This is a genomic window from Roseobacter sp. SK209-2-6 (genome assembly GCF_000169455.1).
In the GTDB taxonomy this organism is placed as follows: Bacteria; Pseudomonadota; Alphaproteobacteria; order Rhodobacterales; family Rhodobacteraceae; genus Pseudophaeobacter.
Genome location: NZ_AAYC01000006.1, coordinates 20,419 through 38,514 on the forward strand (window position 1 = coordinate 20,419; position 18,096 = coordinate 38,514).

The window sequence follows — 18,096 nt, forward strand, 5'->3', positions numbered from 1 at the left end:
CTATGCGCTGGCGTCGCGTATTGCCATGACTGTCGCAGAAAACGCGCCCTAAAAGGGCGCGTTTTTGTTTGATTGACCTAGTGGTAGGATCGATCCAGCGGCCAGCGAGTCAATCTGGCTATTCCGGAATTGTGAAAACCTGACCGGGATAAATCAGGTCAGGGTTGCGAATGGCATCCTGATTGGCCTCAAAGACCCGCACATAAAGGAACCCATTTCCGTAGCGTTCTTGTGAGATTGCCCAAAGGGTGTCACCCTTTTGTACCGTGACAGCACGAACCAAGGGCGCGGACACCGGGTCAGAGGCCTCCCCGCTTGGGGCCTGCAAAACCTCAGGCGCTTCGCGTTTGAAGGGCGTTTCCAAGCGGCTGAGCACCGCCCCCGTGCCATCCAGCTCATCCAGGCGCAGAGTGTAGACACCAGGGTCAACACGTTCGAGCGCGCCACTCCAGCTGCCGGTATTCCCAGCGGTAAAACTGCTGGCGAGACGATTGTTCAGATAAGCCCGCACAACAGACCCCGCATGTGATCGCCCTGCGATCTGAACCTCGCCCTCATCGGAGTAGCTGATGGTATCCAGCACAACCTTGTTCAAGGGTTTTTCCGCCACGGGCTGAACAACCGTCACACCCGAGGCATCGGCGCGTAGCACAGCAACCGGTGCAGGCTCTGGCTGTGGCGCGGATCCGGTGGAGGCAGTTGCGCCTGCCTCAGTGCCGCTTGCGGCTACGCTCTCTGGCTGCGCTGCCGTTGCAACCTCCTGGGCTGCGGCCTGCGGCGCAGGCCGCTCCAAGGTGGAAGTCTCACCACTGTCAATGGGACCGGCAGCTTCACTGCTCAGATCCTTTGGTGTTGCCAGGGCAACCACCTCCTCTTGCGCACTCTCCGCACTCAGCTCTGCGTCTGCGACTTGCTGAGGCTCAGAGGCGGTAGATGCGGGGACTTCTGCGGAATTATCTGCCCCCTCTTCCAGGAGCACTTGGGCAGAGGCTTCCGTCTCGTTGATCTCATCCTGTGTTCCGGTGCTTTCCTCCGCAGTGGCGACAACAACAGGAGGAACCGGCGCAGGATTGGCGGGTGCGAGGATAAAGCTTCCCTCGGAGAAAATCTCCTGCTCCCCAACCCGGCTTCGCAGACTGATCACCCTGGGTTCCCCACTCAGAGGCAGAGAGGCAAAGGCTACAAATTCGCCACTTGGCTGGACCGTGATCTGGTCCAACACTTCCCCATCGAGCAGAATATCCAACTGGCTAAGCGCCTCTGCGCGTCCGGCAATCACGGTTTCGCCATTTGGATCAACCCGTACGAGATCCAGCGCCGGAGCCACCAAAGCCACAGCGGCTATCTCTTGCTGCGTTTCTTCAGTGCCAGCGCCCGTAGCAGAAGATTCTGAGCTGACAGTTTCTGCAGCTTGATCGGCCCCCGCTTCAGATGTTTCAAGCGACGCAGAGGGTTCCGCACCTGAACTCTCAGGTTGAGCAGTCCCCGCCTGCGAAGAGGTTGCATCATCAATGGTGCCATCTGCTGCAACCGAACTCTCAGATGGGGTATTTTCCTGGGACGTGGCCAGAGCCGTTGTGTCTTCAGTTCCCTCTACGGGATCTGTAGTCGCGGTCTCATCGGTAGTCCCAGCCGGTTCGGAGCTCGCTGTGTTGCTGCCCTGATCATTAGCAGGATCCGATGTGCTTGTTGCCTCGGCGGTAGCGGTTTGGGCCTCTGCCTCGGGCGCTTCGGTTTCTGTCAAAGCGCTTTCCTGCGCCGCTACGGCAACGTCCCCTTCTCCAGTTTGCTCGACCGTATTCCCCTCGGCATTTGGCAAAGCCTCCGGCGAGGTTGCGGTTTCACTCTCCTCCGCAGCAGCTTGGGCCTGCTCCTCGTCTTTGGTCGTGACACTCTCGTCTTCTGTGCTTTGGGATGTCGCAGTTTGCGCTACGGGAGTTTGAGGCACGGCCTCTGCCACAGTCGCTTCCGTCGTAGGCTGTTCCGAAACAGGAGCCTCCGCCGTTGCCTGCGTTGTATCTTGGTCGGCCTCTGTTGCAGCTGTTTCAACAGTAGAGGTCCCAACCAATGGCGTACTGATTTCGCCACCCTGGTTGTTTTCTGCGCTCACCCGCGGCGTGGGTTTTATCGGTTCGGAGTCAAAGACACCCAAGAGCCAGAGCACCAGCCCTCCAATCGTAGCTGCACCGACACCCGCCGCTCCAGCCACTACTGCGCCAGAACCGCCACTTCCTGTCTTCTCAGCCATGTCTTTCCTTCCCCCGGGCCGCTCTGGCCCCTTCTTTGACGGGTGCGCCGTCTTGATTGGTTGAGGCAACCTACCAAGGCGGGTATCAAGGGTCAAAACAGGAGTTGTTTTCCCCCTTGTTTTTCCAAAGAAAGGCGCCCCATGAGCATTAAATCTGTCTGTGTCTATTGCGGATCTCGTTTTGGAGCAATGCCTGCCTATGAAAAGGCGGCGGAGGCTCTGGGTCGCGGATTGGCCGAACGGGGGCTGCGACTGGTCTATGGCGCAGGTGATGTCGGGCTGATGGGCACGGTGGCACGCGCCGCGCAAGCGGCTGGCGGTGAAACCTTTGGCGTGGTGCCGGAACATCTGGTGAAACGCGAAGTCGCCAAAAAGGATCTCTCAACCTTTGTGGTCACCGAGACGATGCATGAGCGCAAAAAAGTCATGCTCTACAATGCGGATGCGGTTGTCGTCCTGCCTGGTGGCATGGGCTCGCTGGATGAGCTGTTTGAAGCCATCACCTGGGCGCAGCTGGGGCTGCACGATAAACCCGTACTCATCCTCAACACCCAAGGCTACTGGGAGCCGCTACGCGCTCTCATTGATCATGTCGTCAACCAAGGCTTTGCTGATGAGAGTATTGCCAGGGCACTGATCTGGGTAGAAACGCCTGCAGCGGCTTTAGAAGCCCTAGCCACCAATGGCTAAGGCTCCAAACTTAGTTTTATCGTCAACTTTCAGGAAGAACCCTACTCACTGGTTCTGCGCAATAGGTGTCGCAATTCTATTGATCTGACCGGCGATCTCCCTCGCCTGAGTGCCGTTCTTCTGGGCAGAAGCTCCCCATTCAATTGCGCATCCTTTGAAACTCTGGTCGTCAACTTGTGCCAGCAGTTCCAGTTTACGGCAGGCGCGGTTCACTTTGTGTAGCAATGCAATGCGCAGCTCCTTGCTCAGCGCCCAATCCAGGCCAAGATTTATCGCCTCGTGAGACGCATGATAAATGGCCCGTATTGGGCGTTCTTGTGCAGCAACATCCCCCGAGACATCACGGCTGCGATCCAGGAGGTCCACGAATGCACGATCGACCTTGCCGCAAGCCCGATGCATTGCAGAACCCTCTTTAGGGGCCTGTTCAAGGCAGGATTTCACGACGGACTGACCAAAGATGATGGTCACATCACGATAGGTCGCCAGATACTCTATCAGCACTGGAACCAGATGGCGGGCTCTGAGAATAACCTTAAGCAATTCGGTCGGTTCCAGTGTCAGGATGCGGCGCACATTTGCTCTTAGATCGAGATTGTCAAAGCCCTGTTTAAGCATGTCATAAAGAGACTTATTGACGACAAAGGCCAATGATTCAAAATCCAGGGCCGTCTGCTGATTACTTCGCAGATTGGCTTCGGTACAGTTGCTCGCCAAGGTGACCTTGTTTCCATCTGAACTCAGCGCACAGTGTGGTTGCGCTTTTTGCAGCTGGTCTATGGTACGATACAACTCCGCGATCGCTGCTGAAGTAAGTTTGGCATCGCTAGAGCTACGCACTGTTTCAGTGACAAATGGTGCCGTTAGCGCAAGCGTCAGAATAAAACGGTTTACCCTCTGCTCATGCGCCTTGGCAAACAGCGCCTGCCGATCAGCAACATACCCCAAGTTCCCACCGGGGTAACCCACTTCCCGCTGGATGAGACCACAGGAGGCAATGGAAAAGGCCAATAGACCAACTAAGAAAAATCGCATCTGAATGTTCCCTAATAAAAAATCTAATAGTGTACTTTCGATTGGAGCCGCAGCAAATCTAGGGTTGTCAGAGCAACCCAAGACGAAACCAAATCAACCATGCGGCAACTTAGTCAAAGTTGAAACAACTTAATCCTGCAAGCTTACATGCAAAAAAAACCCCGGAAAAGCCTTTCCGGGGTTTCAAAAAACAAAATATGGCTAGGGCCTAGCCCTTAGCCCAGGCGAGAGGCCACGTTTTCCCAGTTCACCAGGTTGTCCAGGAAGTTGGTCAGGTAGGCTGGGCGCTTGTTGCGGAAGTCGATGTAGTAGGAATGCTCCCATACATCACAGCCCAGCAGCGCGGTCTGACCAAAGCAAAGCGGGTTCACGCCGTTTTCGGTTTTGGTCACAGCCAGAGAACCGTCAGCGTTTTTCACCAGCCATGCCCAACCAGAGCCGAACTGCCCCGCGCCAGCGGCAGAAAACTGCGACTTGAACTCATCAACCGAGCCAAAACTCTCAACCAGAGCCTTTTGCAGCTCACCCGGCATCGCGCTGGTCCCAGGGCCCATCATTTCCCAGAACTGGTTGTGGTTCCACAGCTGGGAGATGTTGTTGAAGATACCATTCTGGGCAACTGCAGCCTTATCGTAGGTGCCGACGATGATCTCTTCCAGCGACTTGCCTTCCCACTCGGTACCGGCAATCAGCTTGTTTCCGTTGTCCACATAGGCCTTGTGGTGCAGATCGTGGTGGTATTCCAAGGTTTCTGCCGACATGCCCTTGGCGGCCAGCGCGTCATGTGCATAAGGAAGATCGGGAAGTTCAAAAGCCATTTGGGCCCCCTGTCAAAAAGTTTGCGTTCCTGAGCAGATACATGCGGCGCAGGCTTTGGCAGGTCAAGAGCCAAGAGTAGAAATGAGCGCATGTTCTATGTGCAATATTCGGGGAAGCCACCATGATCTTAAGAAGCTGGACCGCAGCGCGAAAGATGTACTACCGCGCTCGGGGCTACTGCAACGGATCCCTGAATGGTCTCCCCTTCCGCCTTGACCCCTATCATTCAAAATTCTGGCACAAGGCTTCTTCTGGCAATTGGGAACCAGAAACCTTTGCGGTTCTGGATGCACATCTTGATGCTCAGCACGACTACCTAGATATTGGCGCCTGGATTGGCCCAACGGTTCTATATGGTGCGAGAAAGGCCCGGCGGGTTTTTTGCTTTGAACCAGATCCGGTGGCTTTTCGCCACTTGGCCTGGAATTTAGAACTAAACAAAATCACCAATGTCTCCGCCTTTTCCGTGGCTCTAAGCCAGAAAATGGGGATTGCCCGTATGGCCTCATTCGGCGGTGAGGCTGGCGATAGCATGACTAGCTTATTGAATGATGGCAGCCACGGCTCAGATGTCCTTACAGTTGGCTGGAACGACTTTGCTACCAACGCCAACTTATCCAGGGTCACTCTGGTCAAGATGGATATTGAAGGCGCCGAATTCGACGTTTTACCGCACCTTCTACCTTGGTTAAGAGAACAGCGTCCCGCGCTTTTTCTATCAACCCATGCACCGTTTCTGGCAGAATCCGAACGGTATGACCGCATGCAAACTCTTGCAGAACAGCTATCTTTTTATAGCTGCTGTCGCGAAGATACTGGTTTGGAAACGGGCAATGCCCCTTTGCTCAGCGAACGCGCCTTAACACGTTTTCCCACATTCTTGTTTTCCAAGTAAAGTGAGGCAATCGGTTCGAATGCTCGGTTCAGGCCCTCGAAACACACTATCACATCGGTGACAATTGATCATTGACGCCTTTGGAAAAGGTGCCCCCCGGTACAGCCTACTCTGAAGTAGTCTGTATCCGTGAAGCACAAAGCAAAAAGAAGTCTCAATACCAAAATCAACTAATCAGCTGACAACTCCCTTTGCCGCGGATGTCGTCGTCATACCCGCGGGGCCAGGCCCTGACCGTCACGGTCTTGTTTCCGTTGTGAAGCCGAAGCGTATAGTCCAGTGAGAGCTCTGTGCTGCCCTTGGTTTCAACGTTATTGAAACGCCAGCGCACGATTGTTTTCTTTTTCCCAAAACCGCTCACTTCAGCAGGCCAGAGTTTACCCTTAACAGGCCCCTTGAAGGAGACACCAACAAGAACGCTCTTCTCAGCACTGTTCAGAACCAATCTGACAACCTCTGGAATGTAGCTGCGCTCGGCTGCTGTTCCATAACCTTCAAAACGGCAGGAGTATGTTTCTTTTCCGCTGGCTATGGCTACCTGTCCTGTAAGACAAGCAATCACAGCTAAAGAAAGGCACTTCTTGATCATCTAACTATCTTTCACCTTCAAGGCCTTACAGTATCCAGAATTCTGGTCGCAAATCGCCTGGATCTTGAGAAATGGCCAGAAACAGCCCATTACCCTTTGTAAGGTTCGCACTTCCCCTGTCCACGCAATGGAAGTCCATCCATGCCTTTCAGGACAACGGTTTCGTTAAGTCTCATCGTCTTTAGGTTCAACATTGCCCGGTACTGCGGGCTATCCGACCCAATACCATTGGAATACTCCACTTCCTTGATCCGCCAACCAAAAGTAAAGATATGCGGTTTGCGCCGTTCAAAAGTCACACTCAGGGGGTCGCCAACAAACTCCTTGATGAAAGCGTCATAGACCCAGCCGGTCTTTTTATCATCGTCTATGGCCACAAGTAGTTTTGGTGAAATCCAACCAATATCAGAATAGGAAGTTAGTTCACAAATATAGCGGTCTTCTGCCTGCGCCGCTGTTGAAATGGAACCAAAGCCCATAACCAGCGCAAGGGTCGTCAAAATAGTTTTCAATTTCTTCTCCTCAACGGGCACGCCCGCGACTTTTCATTCACACCAAAGGAGAGAAAAAAGAATCTATTCCCCCCTAAGTTGCACAAAGGGAAAAGTGGCTAAGGATCCAAGAGAATACAATCCCCTGTACCACGTGAGGGTGAACTATTTAACGTGTTATATCCCAAGACCTGCAACGACATTCGGAGCCTCTTCACGTTAAACAAGGCACGGTAGCGTTTTCCTCGACGGTCCATATCATGTGCGGGCTCGTTTGGACGCAAAGCCTCATTTACAGTCCAGTCCATCAGGTAGGTCGCCGAACTACGTCGATAGGATTTTACGGGAATTGGCGCACCTTCTTGCGCTCCCAGCAGCAACCCATTGCCCTCGTCATCCTGGAGAACAAATGAAACCTCTTTGGGAAACCAGAACCCATCCGTCAGAGCTTCGATCTGACAAGTATATGTGTTCGCCTGTGCAATCGCGGAAAAAAAGGCAAAAAAGGCCCCCACAAGGGCAAAACGCCCGCAAAACAACATCTAAACCCAGACCCTACCCGTTACTATGGACCTCTTTCAGATCCAGCACCAAATTCCATTTTTCAACATTCTTGCGGAAACAACATCAACTCTCAGTTGCTCTCCGTCCGATCCTTGTAACATGACGCCAATTCGCGTCACAAGAGAAATTACTCAAAATCAAGAAATAGAATACCTGCCAGGTGTTTCAGGAACGCACCCGACCGGTTAAGCGACTTCAGAAGGGTTCAAGATCCTGGAAAAGAAGCAAAGGTCGGGAAAAAATATAATTACTAAACTTATAGTTAAAGCGCCAACCCAGAGGACGGAAGGTCTAAAAATTCGCCAAAGGCCCTATTCACCGTACAGCTTTCGGGAACTTATCCGGTGCAAAGCTATCAATAACAGAAAAAAGGCGACCGGGAATGCCGGTCGCCCTCATTCTTTGGCAAAGACTCAACAATCGGTTGAGGTCAGTATACCCCGACTGCAGATTGCGGGTGGGCCGATGTTTTCAAAAGATCAAACATATAGGCACCAACCGAGCGGAAGCAGACCACGTAAAAAGCACCGTCTTCCTGCAACCAGAGAGCGGCGGCCACCTGTGCGGTGCGGCTGCGGCGGAAATCGCCTGCCTGGAACGCCGCCGGTGACAGATCAACCGGGCTGATCTTGGCCAGAACCTCGCGTGCACCTTCGCCGGAGACCCGGAAAAAAGACCGCGCGTCAGAGACATTGGCCGCAAGCGCATGTTCGCCCTTCAGGGCCTCCGCCAGTTCAGCGGTTTTGGCGACAGCCTCACCATAGGGAACCAGCAACAACAGCTCATCCGGGGACATCCAGGCGGCAGCGCCGCCCTCTGCCACTTCGATCTTTCCGCGTGCGGGCATCCCCGCGCCGGTGGCGGCCTTGACTGCCGCCGCCAGGGTCTTAGAGGAGAGATCGCCGCGCAGGGTGATCATGCCCTGCAGGCCAGCATCTTCGACAGTGGCGATGCCCGAAAAACGGGCGCCGTTGGTCGCAGTAACAGGATTAGACATTCTGCTTCTCCCCTTCCTTGTCGTAGAAGACCGGGTCAACGATCTTGGCTTGGTAGATCTTGCCGTCGGTGCCGGGGAACTCCAGCACTTCGCCCATACGCTTGGGTCCGTGCTTGACGAGGCCCATGGCGATGCCGCGGTCCAGGGTTGCGGAATGGTAAGTCGAGGTGACCCGGCCGATCATATTGCGCTGGCCATTGGCATTGACGCCTTCACCCACCGCATAGGCACCATCGGGCAGAACCGAACCGTCAACGGTCTCCAGACCAACCAGCTGCCAGCGTTCGGGGTCCGCCATGTGCGAGCGCTGCTGCGCGCGTTTGCCCAGGTAATCCTCTTTCTTCTTGGACAGCGCCCAGTTGAGGCCCAGATCCTGCGGAATGACAGTGCCGTCGGTTTCGTCACCGATCATGATAAAGCCTTTTTCGGCCCGCAGAATGTGCAGAGTTTCAGTGCCATAGGGCATGACGTTGAACTCTTTGCCTGCTTCCATCAGCGCATCCCAGAAAGCCTGGCCGTCAGAGGCCGCAACCGCGATCTCGTAGGACAGCTCTCCCGAGAAGGAGATCCGGTACGCGCGGGCGTCAAAGCCGCCGATCTTGCCGTCTCGCCATTCCATGAAGGGCAGCGCCTCTTTCGAGACATCCATGCCGCCGCCGGCTTTGGTGTTCAGCTTTTCCAGTACCTTGCGGGCTTTGGGGCCAACAACCGCAACCTGAGCATATTGCTCGGTCACATTGGCGACATAGACTTTCCAGTCCCACCATTCGGTCTGCAGCCATTCTTCCATCCAGCCGTGGATGCGCTCGGCACCGCCGGTGGTGGTGTGGCAGAGCCAGGTGTCCTCATCGATGCGGGCCACAACGCCGTCATCCATCAGGAAGCCATTCTCGGTGCACATCAGACCATAGCGGCATTTGCCGATCTTCAGTGTCGACATCATGTTGGTGTACATCATGTCTAGGAATTTGCCCGCATCCGGGCCTTTGACGATCAGCTTACCCAGAGTGGAGGCATCCAGCAGGCCGAGGTTCTCGCGGGTGTTCTTCACTTCGCGGTTCACCGCGTCATGGCGGCTTTCACCGCTGCGGGTATAGGCGAAGGGACGGCGCCACTGGCCAACCGGCTCCCAATCCGCGCCGTTGCTATCGTTCCAGTCATAGATCGGTGTCTTGCGCACCGGCTGGAAAATGTCGCCACGGGCTTCGCCACCGATAACACCCAAAGAGATCGGGTGGAACGGTGGACGGAAGGTGGTGGTGCCCACCTGCGGGATCTCCGAACCCAGGCTGTCGGCAAGGATCGCAAGGCCATTGATGTTCGAAAGCTTGCCCTGATCGGTCGCCATGCCCAAAGTGGTGTAACGCTTGGTGTGCTCAACGCTTTCATAACCTTCGCGTGCTGCCAGCTGCACGTCGGAAACCTTGACGTCGTTCTGGTAGTCCAGCCAGGTCTTCATGCGCAGCTTGATGTCAGCTTTGGCCGGCATCAGCCAGACCGCTTCCATCTGGGCTTCGTCTTCAGAGGCACCTTGCGACGCAGCCACGGATTTGGCCGGGAAACCAGCAGCTTCCGCTGCCTTGGAGCCTGCCGCAGCTGCGTCTTCCAGTACGGCGCCCAGGCCCAGAGGGCCGCTGGCGGAACCGGCTGTTACCACAAAGCCCTCACCATCGGCACCCAGTGGCGGGCGCGCGGGATCGGGACGGAAATGCGCCTGGGCTTCGTCCCAGGTCAGTTTGCCGCCGCAGTGCGACCAGAGGTGCACAACCGGGGACCAGCCGCCGGACATGGCAACAGCATCCGCTTCGACTTCCTCACGGGCGCCGCCTTCACCGTTTTGGGCGCAGATCGCGACCTTGGTGACACGCGGGCCATCCTTCACTTTGGCAATGGCACGGCCCAGCTCAACCCGGATGCCTTTTTCGCGCACGGCTTCCATCAAGGCGCCGCCGCCGGTTTCGCGGGCATCCACCACGCGCACCACTTCGACACCGGCCTCATGCAGCGCCAGAGCGGTTCGATAGGCATCGTCATTGTTGGTCGCGACCACGACTTTCTGCCCTGGGTTCACGCCCCAGTTCACCAGATAGTCGCGCATGGAACCGGCCAGCATCACGCCCGGCACATCGTTGCCCGCAAAGGAGAGAGGACGTTCGATGGCACCGGTCGCGGTGACGATCTGGCTGGCACGGATCCGCCACAGACGGTGGCGCGGACCACCCTGCCCCGGCACGTGATCGGTCAGACGCTCATAACCCAGGGCATAGCCGTGGTCATAGACGCCAGAGCCCATGCAGCGGTCGCGCAGGGTGACATTTTCCATGCCGCGCAGCTCTTCCAGGGTCTTCTCGATCCAGGTCTCTGGCGTGTCACCATCAATGGTGCCGCCATCAACCGGCGCGCGGCCGCCCCAATGGTTGTTCTGCTCCATGAGCATGACTTTGGCACCGGTTGCCGCAGCCGCTTTGGCCGCCTGCAGACCGGCAACACCGCCGCCAATGACCAGCACGTCACAGAAGAAGTAGAAATGCTCGTAGGTATCGGCATCCTTCAGCTCTTTGTCCGGGGCAGCGCCCAGACCGGCAGAGCGGCGGATGATCGGCTCATAGACGTGCTTCCACAGCGGACGCGGGTGGATGAACATCTTATAATAGAAGCCGGCAGTCAGGAAGCGGCTGAGTTTGTTGTTGATCGACAGAACGTCGAATTCCAGGCTCGGCCAGTGGTTCTGCGACTGCGCGGTCAGACCCGAGAACAGCTCGGTTGTGGTGGCGCGCTGGTTCGGCTCATAGCGGTCACCCACACCCAGCTGCATCAGCGCATTGGGTTCCTCGGAACCGGATGCGACAACACCACGAGGGCGGTGATACTTGAACGAACGGCCCATCATCATCTGATCATTGGACAGCAGTGCAGAGGCCAGGGTATCCCCGGCATAACCCTTCATACGTTTACCGTTGAAGGTGAACTCGATCTGTTTGGAGCGGTCGATCAGCCGGCCCTGATTGGCAAGACGCGTGCTCATGTTGAGGACCTTTCAAAGGTGAAATTGCAGACCAGGCTGCAAGTGAACTCTGAGGGGAGCGCCAGACCCTGGGTGGGTGCGAAGCGCCCTCCCGTGGGGAGGGTCGGGCGCTGCCCGGCTATGCTGCCGGGCAAGGACCGATTGGAAAGGAAGCGGATCATTTCTGACCATCCGTGAATTCGCGCCAGGTCCAGCCCGGACGCTTGGCGGAGATCTTGTCCTTGATCTCCTGCGGCGGCTCGGTTGTCTGGGCGCTATAGGTGCCAAAGACTTCCAGGGTCATGGTGCAGCGGGCAGCATGAAACCACTTGCCGCAGCCATTCGCGTGCCGCCAGCGTTCAAAATGAACGCCCTTGGGGTTTTCGCGCATGAACAGGTAGTCATGGAACTCATCATCGTTCGAGCCAGGGCCAAAGCGCTTCAGATGCGCTTCGCCGCCCGCGGCCAATTCGGTTTCTTCGGCTTTGACGCCGCAGTAGGGACATTCCAGGATCAGCATTGCGCTACTCCTCGCTTGAAAATTTGTGACCGCATGCTCAGGTAGAGAACATGAGTATCGGACCGTATATTACAGCGTTCACCGCCATCGCCGTCTTTGCTGCAGGTGTCTGGCTTCTCATCAGAAGCCGCACCCGCAAGAAACAACAAAGACAAACCCATTCGCCACACTCTCCAGGCCCCGGCTATGATAGAGCCGAAGCAATTCGGCAGGGTGTCATGGGCGACAACGGGCACGATCGCTGAACCATTCTTTCCTGATTTCTCAGGAAACCGCATCAGTGAGCCACGCCCGCAGCGACGCTCTCGTCGATGAATTTGCCTTCCTTGAAGCGGTTCATCGAGAACTCCTCGGTCAGCGGCGAATGGCCGGTGGCCATCAGTTCCGCCATGGCCCAGCCAGATCCCGGGATCGACTTAAAGCCGCCGGTGCCCCAGCCGCAGTTGACAAAGCAGTTGCCAACCGGGGTTTTGGAGATCAGCGGCGAGCGGTCGCCGGTCACATCCACAATGCCGCCCCACTGGCGCAGCATCTTCAGACGACTGACCATCGGGAAGGTCTCGCAAAGCGCGCGCACGGTTTCCTCGATATGGTGGAAAGAGCCGCGCTGGGTGTAGTTGTTGAACCCGTCGGTGCCGCCGCCGATGACCATCTCACCCTTGTCGGACTGGGACATATAGCCATGCACGGTATTGGCCATGACAACCACATCCATGCAGGGTTTGATCGGCTCGGAAACCATGGCCTGCAGCGCAACGCTCTCCATCGGCAGGCGGAAGCCGGCCATTTCGGACAGAACCGAGGCGTTGCCTGCAACGATCATACCGATCTTGTCGCAATCGATGGCACCCTTGGTGGTGTCGACACCTGCAACGCGGCCACCTTCGGTGCGCACGCCAGTCACTTCGCATTTCTGGATGATGTCCATACCCATATCAGAGCAGGCACGCGCATAGGCCCAGGCCACCGCATCGTGACGGGCAGTGCCGCCGCGCTCTTGCCAGAGACCACCCAGAACGGGGTAACGGGGACCATGCAGATTGATGATCGGCACGATTTCTTTCACGCGCTCCGGCGAGATCCACTCGGTCTGAACACCCTGCAGCGCGTTGGCGTGTGCCGTACGCTTGTAGCCACGGATTTCATGCTCGGTCTGCGCCAGCATGATGACGCCGCGGGGGCTGAACATCACGTTGTAGTTCAGATCCTGCGACATGGTCTCATAGAGGCTGCGCGCCTTTTCATAGATCGCAGCCGAAGGGTCCTGCAGGTAGTTCGAGCGGATGATGGTGGTGTTACGGCCGGTGTTGCCGCCGCCCAGCCAGCCCTTTTCAACAATTGCGACATTGGTAATGCCGTAATTCTTGCCAAGGTAATAGGCGGTGGCCAGGCCATGGCCGCCGGCACCAACGATAACAACATCGTAGTGGCGTTTGGGTTCAGGTGAGCGCCAAGCGCGCTCCCATCCGGTGTGGTAGCGCAGAGCTTCCCTGGCGACCGCAAAGGCAGAATAACGTTTCATGGGCGAATCCGATGCTTCGTGACTGCCCACTGGTATGCCCGAGGCCCATCGCAATTCTGCGCCGTTTATCGTCGCTATCTTGCACCTTTGCGACATTGGGTCAATTCGACCCTCCCCCGCTAGAAAAGGCCCAATCAGCCTCAGATCGTCACATTCGCCAACATAGACCTTTTGTCTGGCCCCCTCCCCCTATAGATGGTGCAGCAGACCACGGGTGCCCCAAGCCGCGCCCAGATCGGAGAGGCAATGGTTTTCTGGATCGTTATCACCTTTGTAGCACTGGCCATTTCAGGGCTTTTGGCACTTATCCTGCTGCGCAGCCATCAAAATGGAGAACCGCCAGCGGCCTATGATTTGCGCGTCTACCAGCAGCAGTTGCGCGACGTGGAAAAGGACCTGGCGCGCGGTGTGATCAACCCGAGCGACGCAGAGCGTATCCGAACCGAAGTTTCGCGCCGCATTTTGGCGACAGATGCACAGCTGCAAAGCCAAACGCAAGGCGCATCTCAGCCACTTGGCCTTAGCCGCAGTACAGCCCTGATCAGCGCTGTTGTGATCGTTGCAGGCACCCTTGGCCTCTATCAGATCCTGGGCGCTCCGGGATATGGGGATATGGGGCTTTCCACTCGTATTGAAGCCTCTGCAAGTTACGCCCAGAGCCGCCCCAGCCAAGCGGAGGCAGAGGAGGCCACCCCTGCTGCGGCAGAACCGCAAGCCGAGCAAAGCTACCTCGATTTGGTGGCACAACTGCGCAAGACTGCGGGCGAGCGCCCGGATGACGCCCAGGGGCAAGCTTTGTTGGCACAACATGAGGCCAATCTCGGAAACTTCAAAGCCGCCTATAACGCCAAGCAGAACTACATCACGATCATGTCCGGCGATCTTGAAGCACAGGACTATGGAGAACTGGCAGAACTGATGATCATGGCAACTGGGGGCTATGTCTCGCCAGAGGCCGAGGAGATCCTGAACAGGGTCTTTGCCATGGATCCCTCAAACGGTCCGGCACGCTACTATCTCGGCCTGCTACAAGGGCAGTTGGACCGGCCCGATATCGCTTTCCGTATCTGGGTCGACACGCTGCGTGCGGGCCCCGCGGGCGCCCCTTGGATCCAGGGTATTGAAGCCCAGATAGAGAACATGGCCCTGCGCGCCGGTATCGACTACCGCCCTATCGCGCCCCCGACGGCCGCGGCCTCTGGTTTGGCAGGTCCTTCCTCCGAGGAAGTAGAGGCCGCACAGAGCCTCAGCGCTGAGGACCGCGTGGCCATGATCCGCAATATGGTAGATGGGCTTTCTGACCGGTTAGCCAATGACGGCGGAACCCCTCCGGAGTGGGCGCGGTTGATCAAGGCCCTGACGGTTTTGGGAGAGCAAGATCGCGCCGCCGCCATCTATGCAGAGGCCAAAACGCGATTTGCGGAAACGCCCGAGGCTCTGGCTCTGATTGAAACAACCGCTGCAGAGGCAGGATTGAGCGAATGATCTGTGAAACTATCGAAGAATTTGCTCAGGCCGTTCCCGGCTTTACGGCGCTTGCAGGGTTGGATTTTGGCGAAAAAACCATTGGTATCGCCATCTCCGACCGCATTGGTGCAGTGGCCACACCGCTGGAAACCATTCGCCGCAAGAAGTTCACCCTCGACGCAGAACGCCTGTTTGAAATCACCAAAGCCCGCGAGATCGGCGGCTTGGTGCTGGGCCTGCCCCGCAACATGGACGGAAGTGAGGGTCCTCGCTGTCAAAAGACCCGCGCATTTGCCCGGAATCTGGAAAAGCTCACCGAGTTGCCAATCACCTTCTGGGACGAACGCCTCAGCACTGTCGCGGCAGAAAGAGCGCTTCTTGAGGCAGATACGTCACGCAAACGTCGCGCAGAGGTTATCGATCACGTTGCCGCTTCCTATATTCTACAGGGAGCTTTGGATCGCATGAGGCATATGAAAGATGGCTGACAACAACAGCGACGGCGTTTGGCAGCGCGATGAAATTCAATCGCCCTGTGTGAAAATCTGCGTCGTGCACCCAGAGGCGCGGATTTGCACCGGCTGCTACCGTTCGATCGAAGAGATCACCGGCTGGTCAAAGATGTCCAATGAGGAACGACGGGGTGTGATGGAAGAATTGCCCACGCGCGCCAAAGGGCTGACCAAGCGTCGTGGCGGACGCGCTGCCCGGATGAACCGCTAACAGGCCTGTTGTTTTCTTATACTCCCCCCCTTTGCCTCCAACTAAGTGCAAAGAATGCGCTTTCCCTTCGCATTGGGTAAACGGGCAAGCAATCAGGGCAAGCTCAGCCAGGCTGGAACACCTCCGACAAGGTCTGGGCGAAAGTAGGCAATGGCCCGCCCCTCCGCCTGCTCTGGGGCCTCCGGAGCCCAGAGCGCAACACCGTGCAGACAAAGGCGATGCATCAGATAGCTCTCACCGGGTTTGGCAAACACGGTGACCCTCTTGCAGGTTTCAAATACCTCAGCCCGCGCCGCCTTGTAGGCCTCTGTCACATCCACCAGATGCCATTCTTCAGGCTCAATCCCTTTATAGGCCGCAGAAAACCCGCGGCGCATAACCTCATGACTTCCTTCCCAAATCACCAGTGGGGCCGCTTGTGGAGAGGATAGATTCAACGGGATGCCCAACACCCAAGCATGGGGTTCTTCCACCCGGCGATTGCGGCTGTCACCAAACATTTTCACCCCATCCACATGGGCCGCATCGCGGCGCAGGCGATAGCCAAAGGCCGCCTCTCCTTCGCCCGCGCGTGGTTTGGGGTAGCCCGGATAGGTGATAGAGAGTTGCGCCCGATGCAGAGCAGGCAGCGCCCCCAGGTGTTCTTTGATGAACTCCACAGCATTGCCTTTTAGCGGCGTCCCATCAGGGAGGCTCCCGTCAGGGAAGTTTTCAAGTGCATCAACCCCGATGAACCAGGTTCCTTCACAATCCATCCAATGCTGGTGCTCTGGATTGCGGGCTGCGGCCTGGCCCATGGGCAACGCCTGCTGGGCCCAAGTTAAAATTGCCGGGTCCTGCTGGAAACGGATCCAGCCTCGGGACAAAAACTGCTGGTAATCACTCATACCTCGATACCCCGGCGCTTATTGACTAGAGGGATATTGCAGAACCCGCGCCCCTTGTTCAGCCTGGATTCCGGCACTCTTTTTCTTGCCTGCGGCAGAATTTGTCAGGCTAGGATTCAAAGCATCTTTACGCTTCAGCGCAACTGAATTTGCTACCATCAGGAATCAAGCGCTGTTCGACCAGTTCTGGCCCCGCTCCTTTGCGACTCACGCCTTCGGAGAGTTGCCGACGCCAGGCCCGCGCGCCGGGACGGCCCGCAAATGCTCCCAGCATATGGCGCGTGATCTGATGCAGACGTGCGCCCTTGGACATCTCCGCCTCAATATAGGGCAGCATGTCTCGGACGGCCGCCACAGGGTCTGTTACTTCTCCGGTTCCAAAAACCAGGGGATCCGCTTCAGCCAGAATATCTGCCGGTTGGTGATAGGCCGCACGCCCAACCATGACGCCATCTAGCCCCCGCTCCAGATGCGGCAGCGCTTCCAGCAAAGAGGCAATACCCCCATTTAAGGAGATGTGCAGATCTGGAAAGGCCTGCTTCATCTCATGCACCAACTCGTAGTCCAGTGGTGGAATATCACGATTTTCCTTAGGGCTTAGCCCCTGCAACCAGGCCTTGCGCGCATGAATTGTCACGCGCTGGCACCCTGCCGCGCGGATTTTCTCCAGAAATCGCGGAAGAACCTCTCTGGGCTCCTGATCATCCACACCAATCCGGCATTTCACCGTGACCTCCACCGCTACTTTGGCCTGCATGGCAGCGACGCAATCCGCAACCAGATCGGGGGATTTCATCAGTATGGCGCCAAAAGCACCAGATTGAACCCGGTCACTGGGACAGCCACAGTTGAGGTTGATTTCATCATAACCCGCCTCCGCGCCATGTCTTGCAGCCTGGGCCAGCTCAACCGGGTCCGCCCCTCCAAGTTGCAACGCAAGGGGATGTTCTTCGGCATTATGATCCAAAAGATGAAGCGCCCCACCACGAACCAAAGCAGGTGCGGTCACCATCTCAGTATAAAGCAGCGCTTCATGACACAGCAGACGGTGAAAAAAACGGCAATGCCTATCTGTCCAATCCATCATGGGTGCCACGCTTAAACGCGCTGCTTTTTGTGCGTTGTTTTTCAAAGCGTTAGCTCCACTTCACCTTAGACTCCGCGTAGCACGATCTCCCCTGTTTTCACCGCATTTCGGGGGTTTTTACGAGGTTTTCGATTCGAGCGAGCTACGGTGTAGCACATCTCAAAGGCGCAAACAGGGGTCCGAAGACGGATCAATTTTCTGTCGAGATCCCCCCTTTTCTTTCCACCAATCGCTGGGCTCAGGGATTCAAACCTCCGATGCGGTTTCTGAATTCTGCGCCCTAGTCATCCATGAAGACTATCAGAGAAGAGAAACTCAAATGACACGTATGGAAAAGAGCACTCAGGAAAGACTGAGAGAGATCATGTTGGCGAACGCAAGGACGACCGTCATGCCCCCTTCCCGCAGACCACTGCAGCGTCTCGCGCACCTCAAAAATCGCCTTCACAGGATTCGACACAAGATAAAGATGCCAACGTAAAGCCGAGCAAACCTGCGGAACAGGACAAGTTCAGCGAACCGAACATCAACCGCCGGCCCGTTGGTGACGGGAAGTTT

The 18,096-nt window shown here is 56.6% G+C and carries 17 protein-coding genes; 6 read left to right on the forward strand and 11 right to left on the reverse strand.

From position 1 onward, the window contains the following. Positions 1 to 118: 118 nt before the first annotated feature. Positions 119 to 2,248: a LysM peptidoglycan-binding domain-containing protein gene (locus tag RSK20926_RS22065; protein WP_008206531.1), complete on the reverse strand. Its 2,130-nt coding sequence runs from the start codon at positions 2,246 to 2,248 to the stop codon at positions 119 to 121. Between the two features lie 141 nt (positions 2,249 to 2,389). Between RSK20926_RS22065 and RSK20926_RS10480 the strand changes: the two genes are divergently transcribed. Further along, positions 2,390 to 2,938, forward strand: a complete 549-nt coding sequence (locus RSK20926_RS10480) for a TIGR00730 family Rossman fold protein (protein WP_037254708.1) — start codon at positions 2,390 to 2,392, stop codon at positions 2,936 to 2,938. 45 nt (positions 2,939 to 2,983) lie between these two features. Here RSK20926_RS10480 and RSK20926_RS10485 read toward each other — a convergent pair whose 3' ends face one another. Both RSK20926_RS10485 and RSK20926_RS10490 read right to left on the reverse strand, forming a co-directional pair. Then, positions 2,984 to 4,054 carry a hypothetical protein gene (locus tag RSK20926_RS10485; RefSeq protein WP_157133085.1) on the reverse strand — a complete coding sequence of 357 codons (1,071 nt, stop codon included), beginning with the start codon at positions 4,052 to 4,054 and terminating at the stop codon, positions 2,984 to 2,986. Positions 4,055 to 4,188: 134 nt separating this feature from the next. After that, positions 4,189 to 4,791 (reverse strand): superoxide dismutase, encoded by a 603-nt coding sequence (locus tag RSK20926_RS10490; protein WP_008206538.1) that lies wholly within the window; start codon positions 4,789 to 4,791, stop codon positions 4,189 to 4,191. Between the two features lie 155 nt (positions 4,792 to 4,946). Between RSK20926_RS10490 and RSK20926_RS10495 the strand changes: the two genes are divergently transcribed. Further along, positions 4,947 to 5,687: an FkbM family methyltransferase gene (locus RSK20926_RS10495; RefSeq protein WP_008206539.1), complete on the forward strand. Its 741-nt coding sequence runs from the start codon at positions 4,947 to 4,949 to the stop codon at positions 5,685 to 5,687. Positions 5,688 to 5,853: 166 nt separating this feature from the next. On the opposite strand, the gene RSK20926_RS10500 is transcribed toward RSK20926_RS10495, so the two are convergent. The 5 genes from RSK20926_RS10500 to RSK20926_RS10525 form a co-directional block, all read right to left on the reverse strand. Beyond that, the gene (locus RSK20926_RS10500; RefSeq protein WP_008206541.1) at positions 5,854 to 6,276 is read right to left on the reverse strand and encodes a hypothetical protein; all 423 of its coding nucleotides are present in this window, start codon (positions 6,274 to 6,276) and stop codon (positions 5,854 to 5,856) included. Positions 6,277 to 6,365: 89 nt separating this feature from the next. Continuing rightward, the gene (locus tag RSK20926_RS10505; protein ID WP_157133087.1) at positions 6,366 to 6,788 is read right to left on the reverse strand and encodes a hypothetical protein; all 423 of its coding nucleotides are present in this window, start codon (positions 6,786 to 6,788) and stop codon (positions 6,366 to 6,368) included. A gap of 973 nt (positions 6,789 to 7,761) precedes the next feature. After that, entirely contained in the window at positions 7,762 to 8,328 is a 567-nt protein-coding gene (locus tag RSK20926_RS10515) for a sarcosine oxidase subunit gamma (protein ID WP_008206548.1), read from the reverse strand. Further along, complete coding sequence (locus RSK20926_RS10520) at positions 8,321 to 11,353, reverse strand: sarcosine oxidase subunit alpha family protein (protein WP_008206549.1); 3,033 nt, start codon at positions 11,351 to 11,353, stop codon at positions 8,321 to 8,323. The genes RSK20926_RS10515 and RSK20926_RS10520 overlap by 8 nt, the downstream gene beginning before the upstream one ends. 157 nt (positions 11,354 to 11,510) lie before the next feature. Continuing rightward, on the reverse strand, positions 11,511 to 11,852 hold the full coding sequence (locus RSK20926_RS10525) for a sarcosine oxidase subunit delta (RefSeq protein WP_008206550.1): 342 nt from the start codon (positions 11,850 to 11,852) through the stop codon (positions 11,511 to 11,513). Between the two features lie 50 nt (positions 11,853 to 11,902). On the opposite strand from RSK20926_RS10525, the gene RSK20926_RS22825 reads away from it, so the two are divergent. Further along, the gene (locus RSK20926_RS22825; protein ID WP_157133088.1) at positions 11,903 to 12,097 is read left to right on the forward strand and encodes a hypothetical protein; all 195 of its coding nucleotides are present in this window, start codon (positions 11,903 to 11,905) and stop codon (positions 12,095 to 12,097) included. 32 nt (positions 12,098 to 12,129) lie between these two features. Here RSK20926_RS22825 and RSK20926_RS10530 read toward each other — a convergent pair whose 3' ends face one another. Beyond that, complete coding sequence (locus RSK20926_RS10530; protein WP_008206551.1) at positions 12,130 to 13,374, reverse strand: sarcosine oxidase subunit beta family protein; 1,245 nt, start codon at positions 13,372 to 13,374, stop codon at positions 12,130 to 12,132. Positions 13,375 to 13,620: 246 nt separating this feature from the next. Here RSK20926_RS10530 and ccmI point away from each other — a divergent pair, with 246 nt between their 5' ends. From ccmI to RSK20926_RS10545, 3 genes are read left to right on the forward strand one after another with little or no spacing between them, the layout of a single operon-like run. Beyond that, positions 13,621 to 14,859: a c-type cytochrome biogenesis protein CcmI gene (ccmI, locus tag RSK20926_RS10535; RefSeq protein WP_037254811.1), complete on the forward strand. Its 1,239-nt coding sequence runs from the start codon at positions 13,621 to 13,623 to the stop codon at positions 14,857 to 14,859. After that, a complete protein-coding gene (ruvX, locus tag RSK20926_RS10540; protein WP_008206555.1) occupies positions 14,856 to 15,329 on the forward strand; it encodes a Holliday junction resolvase RuvX in 474 nt (157 codons plus the stop codon). The genes ccmI and ruvX overlap by 4 nt, the downstream gene beginning before the upstream one ends. Further along, positions 15,322 to 15,564: a DUF1289 domain-containing protein gene (locus RSK20926_RS10545; protein ID WP_008206556.1), complete on the forward strand. Its 243-nt coding sequence runs from the start codon at positions 15,322 to 15,324 to the stop codon at positions 15,562 to 15,564. The genes ruvX and RSK20926_RS10545 overlap by 8 nt, the downstream gene beginning before the upstream one ends. Before the next feature lie 92 nt (positions 15,565 to 15,656). Here the strand turns inward: RSK20926_RS10545 and RSK20926_RS10550 are convergent, their stop codons facing one another. Together RSK20926_RS10550 and dusA are read right to left on the reverse strand one after the other, a co-directional pair. Next, positions 15,657 to 16,451: a hypothetical protein gene (locus tag RSK20926_RS10550; protein WP_008206557.1), complete on the reverse strand. Its 795-nt coding sequence runs from the start codon at positions 16,449 to 16,451 to the stop codon at positions 15,657 to 15,659. Positions 16,452 to 16,578: 127 nt separating this feature from the next. Beyond that, a complete protein-coding gene (gene dusA / locus RSK20926_RS10555; protein WP_037254713.1) occupies positions 16,579 to 17,583 on the reverse strand; it encodes a tRNA dihydrouridine(20/20a) synthase DusA in 1,005 nt (334 codons plus the stop codon). Positions 17,584 to 18,096: the final 513 nt, after the last annotated feature.

Bases quoted from the DNA above. Each gene is read 5' to 3' on its own strand.
- RSK20926_RS22065 (WP_008206531.1), bottom strand. From the start codon at position 2,248: ATGGCTGAGAAGACAGGAAGTGGCGGTTCTGGCGCAGTAGTGGCTGGA.
- RSK20926_RS10480 (WP_037254708.1), top strand. From the start codon at position 2,390: ATGAGCATTAAATCTGTCTGTGTCTATTGCGGATCTCGTTTTGGAGCA.
- RSK20926_RS10490 (WP_008206538.1), bottom strand. From the start codon at position 4,791: ATGGCTTTTGAACTTCCCGATCTTCCTTATGCACATGACGCGCTGGCC.
- RSK20926_RS10495 (WP_008206539.1), top strand. From the start codon at position 4,947: ATGTACTACCGCGCTCGGGGCTACTGCAACGGATCCCTGAATGGTCTC.
- RSK20926_RS10500 (WP_008206541.1), bottom strand. From the start codon at position 6,276: ATGATCAAGAAGTGCCTTTCTTTAGCTGTGATTGCTTGTCTTACAGGA.
- RSK20926_RS10515 (WP_008206548.1), bottom strand. From the start codon at position 8,328: ATGTCTAATCCTGTTACTGCGACCAACGGCGCCCGTTTTTCGGGCATC.
- RSK20926_RS10520 (WP_008206549.1), bottom strand. From the start codon at position 11,353: ATGAGCACGCGTCTTGCCAATCAGGGCCGGCTGATCGACCGCTCCAAA.
- RSK20926_RS10525 (WP_008206550.1), bottom strand. From the start codon at position 11,852: ATGCTGATCCTGGAATGTCCCTACTGCGGCGTCAAAGCCGAAGAAACC.
- RSK20926_RS22825 (WP_157133088.1), top strand. From the start codon at position 11,903: ATGAGTATCGGACCGTATATTACAGCGTTCACCGCCATCGCCGTCTTT.
- RSK20926_RS10530 (WP_008206551.1), bottom strand. From the start codon at position 13,374: ATGAAACGTTATTCTGCCTTTGCGGTCGCCAGGGAAGCTCTGCGCTAC.
- ccmI (WP_037254811.1), top strand. From the start codon at position 13,621: ATGGTTTTCTGGATCGTTATCACCTTTGTAGCACTGGCCATTTCAGGG.
- ruvX (WP_008206555.1), top strand. From the start codon at position 14,856: ATGATCTGTGAAACTATCGAAGAATTTGCTCAGGCCGTTCCCGGCTTT.
- RSK20926_RS10545 (WP_008206556.1), top strand. From the start codon at position 15,322: ATGGCTGACAACAACAGCGACGGCGTTTGGCAGCGCGATGAAATTCAA.
- RSK20926_RS10550 (WP_008206557.1), bottom strand. From the start codon at position 16,451: ATGAGTGATTACCAGCAGTTTTTGTCCCGAGGCTGGATCCGTTTCCAG.